1 rRNA gene is annotated in these 3,297 nt (G+C 49.1%); it reads right to left on the reverse strand.

The features are described 5' to 3' along the window. Positions 1 to 102: 102 nt before the first annotated feature. Positions 103 to 2,951: ribosomal RNA gene (locus ACW6QP_RS15280) — 23S ribosomal RNA — on the reverse strand. Between the last annotated feature and the right edge of the window lie 346 nt (positions 2,952 to 3,297).

The raw sequence follows: 3,297 nt of genomic DNA on the forward strand, positions 1-3,297 counted from the left end.
GTTGACATATATAAGAAACAAAAAATAGAGGTATACTACAAGGCAAGCATTCAAGTCGCCCCCTTTTATCCTCCCCCTTTGGGGGAGTTAGAGGGGGCTGGTCGCATCAAGCTTTACGGATTATTAGTACCACTTGGCTATGACATTGCTGCCTTTACACCTATGGCCTATCAACGTGGTCGTCTCCCACGGTCCTTTAAAGAAATCTCATCTTGTGGTGGGTTTCGCGCTTATATGCTTTCAGCGCTTATCCCTTCCCAACGTAGCTACTCTGCAGTGCTCCTGGCGGAACAACAGATACACCAGAGGTTGGTCCAACTCGGTCCTCTCGTACTAGAGTCAGATCCACTCAAATTTCTAACGCCCACTACAGATAGAGACCGAACTGTCTCACGACGTTCTGAACCCAGCTCGCGTGCCACTTTAATGGGCGAACAGCCCAACCCTTGGGACCTTCTCCAGCCCCAGGATGTGACGAGCCGACATCGAGGTGCCAAACCCCCCCGTCGATGTGAGCTCTTGGGGGAGATCAGCCTGTTATCCCCGGCGTACCTTTTATCCTTTGAGCGATGGCCCTTCCATACGGCGCCACCGGATCACTATGCTCTACTTTCGTACCTGATCGACCTGTATGTCTCTCAGTCAAGCTCCCTTATGCCATTGCACTCTACGCACGGTTACCAAGCGTGCTGAGGGAACCTTTAGAAGCCTCCGTTACTCTTTTGGAGGCGACCACCCCAGTCAAACTACCCACCAAGCACTGTCCCTCAATCAATGAGGTTAGGCTCCGAACAAGTAAAGGGTGGTATTTCAACAATGACTCCACACCGCCTGGCGACGGCGCTTCAAAGTCTCCCACCTATCCTACACATCACTTGTCCAAAGTCAATACTAAGCTATAGTAAAGGTGCACGGGGTCTTTTCGTCCCGTAGCGGGTAATCGGCATCTTCACCGATACTACAATTTCACCGAGCTCATGGCTGAGACAGTGTCCAGATCGTTGCACCATTCGTGCAGGTCGGAACTTACCCGACAAGGAATTTCGCTACCTTAGGACCGTTATAGTTACGGCCGCCGTTTACCGGGGCTTCAATTCAATGCTTCGCTAAAAGCTAACATCTCCTCTTAACCTTCCGGCACCGGGCAGGTGTCAGACCCTATACTTCATCTTTCGATTTCGCAGAGTCCTGTGTTTTTGATAAACAGTCGCCTGGACCTCTTCACTGCGGCCCCGTATATTGCTATACGGGGCGACCCTTCTCCCGAAGTTACGGGCCCATTTTGCCTAGTTCCTTAGCCATGAATCTCTCGAGCACCTTAGAATTCTCATCCCAACTACCTGTGTCGGTTTGCGGTACGGGTTGCCACCACTCGCTTTTCTTGGAAGTCGATCCGCTGGATTATCACGCCGGCCGAAGCTTTTGTGTACTATCGCCGTGTTACCACTGGCTTCAACGTGCTATTCCGTCAGCACGCACCAACTTCTCGCCTCCGTCCGCTTTAACGTGGGGCAAGTACAGAAATATTAATCTGTTGTCCATCGACTACCCCCTTCGGGTTCGCCTTAGGTCCCGACTAACCCCCAGCTGATTAGCATAGCTGGGGAAACCTTAGTCTTTCGGTGTGCGGGTTTCTCGCCCGCATTATCGTTACTTATGCCTACATTTTCTTTTGTAATTAGTCCAGCATACCTCGCAGTACACCTTCAACCCCATTACAATGCTCCCCTACCACTCTAACTTAACGTTAGAATCCATAGCTTCGGTAGTATGTTTATGCCCGATTATTATCCATGCCGAACCGCTCGACTAGTGAGCTGTTACGCACTCTTTAAATGAATGGCTGCTTCCAAGCCAACATCCTAGCTGTCTGGGCAGTTCAACCGCGTTTATTCAACTTAACATACATTTGGGGACCTTAGCTGATGGTCTGGGTTCTTTCCCTCTCGGACACGGACCTTAGCACCCATGCCCTCACTGATATAAAACATTTTATAGCATTCGGAGTTTGTCAGGAATTGGTAGGCGGTGAAGCCCCCGCATCCAATCAGTAGCTCTACCTCTATAAAACTATCATATCGCTGCACCTAAATGCATTTCGGGGAGTACGAGCTATTTCCGAGTTTGATTGGCCTTTCACCCCTACCCTCAGGTCATCCCAAGACTTTTCAACGTCAACGGGTTCGGTCCTCCACTATGTGTTACCACAGCTTCAACCTGCCCAAGGGTAGATCACACGGTTTCGCGTCTAACACTACCAACTTCAAACGCCCTGTTCAGACTCGCTTTCGCTACGGCTCCACATCTTAAATGCTTAACCTTGCTGGCAACGTTAACTCGTAGGCTCATTATGCAAAAGGCACGCCGTCATCCCGATAAATCGGGACTCCGACCGCTTGTAAGCGTATGGTTTCAGGATCTTTTTCACTCCCTTGTTCAGGGTTCTTTTCACCTTTCCCTCACGGTACTGGTTCACTATCGGTCTCTCAGGAGTATTTAGCCTTGGCGGATGGTCCCGCCGGATTCATACAGGGTTTCACGTGCCCCGCACTACTCAGGATACCACTATCATTACAACAACTTACCTATACCGGGCTATCACCGTCTATGGCTCCTCTTTCCAAAGGATTCTAATTCATCGTGCAACAAATATCGTGGTCCTACAACCCCAATAAGTCCGTAAACTCATTGGTTTGGGCTAATGCGCGTTCGCTCGCCACTACTAGCGCAATCACTATTGTTTTCTCTTCCTCCGGGTACTTAGATGTTTCAGTTCCCCGGGTTCGCCCTCCTTGCGGAGTACTTAACCTTCAGTTAAGTGGGTTGCCCCATTCGGAAATCTGCGGATCAAACTGTATGTGCCAGTCCCCGCAGCTTATCGCAGCTTATCACGTCCTTCATCGCCTCTGAGAGCCTAGGCATTCCCCATACGCCCTTATCTAGCTTGTATGCTTCTTGCTTATGCTCGAATTTCTCGTGACCTATTTCTATAAATCACTAAGTATTCTATTATTTATTTACCTCGTTATAAAATATCAATTCTATAACTGTAGTTTCTCGTATTCTTTGTTTCTCAATATGTCAATGAACTTTAGCCCCCTAGCCCCCAAAGGGGGAACTAAGCGTTACTCTCTCCTCCCCTTTGGGGAGGCCGGGAGGGGCTTCTTGTGGAGAATATCGGAGTCGAACCGATGACCTTCCCGATGTGAAATCGGGACGCTCTAGCACCCTGGTTGTGCAAAATCTCTTCAAAATGTAATGAACTTTTGTAATGTATAATTTATAAGGAATAGAGGA

This window comes from Salegentibacter haimaensis, from assembly GCF_054121495.1.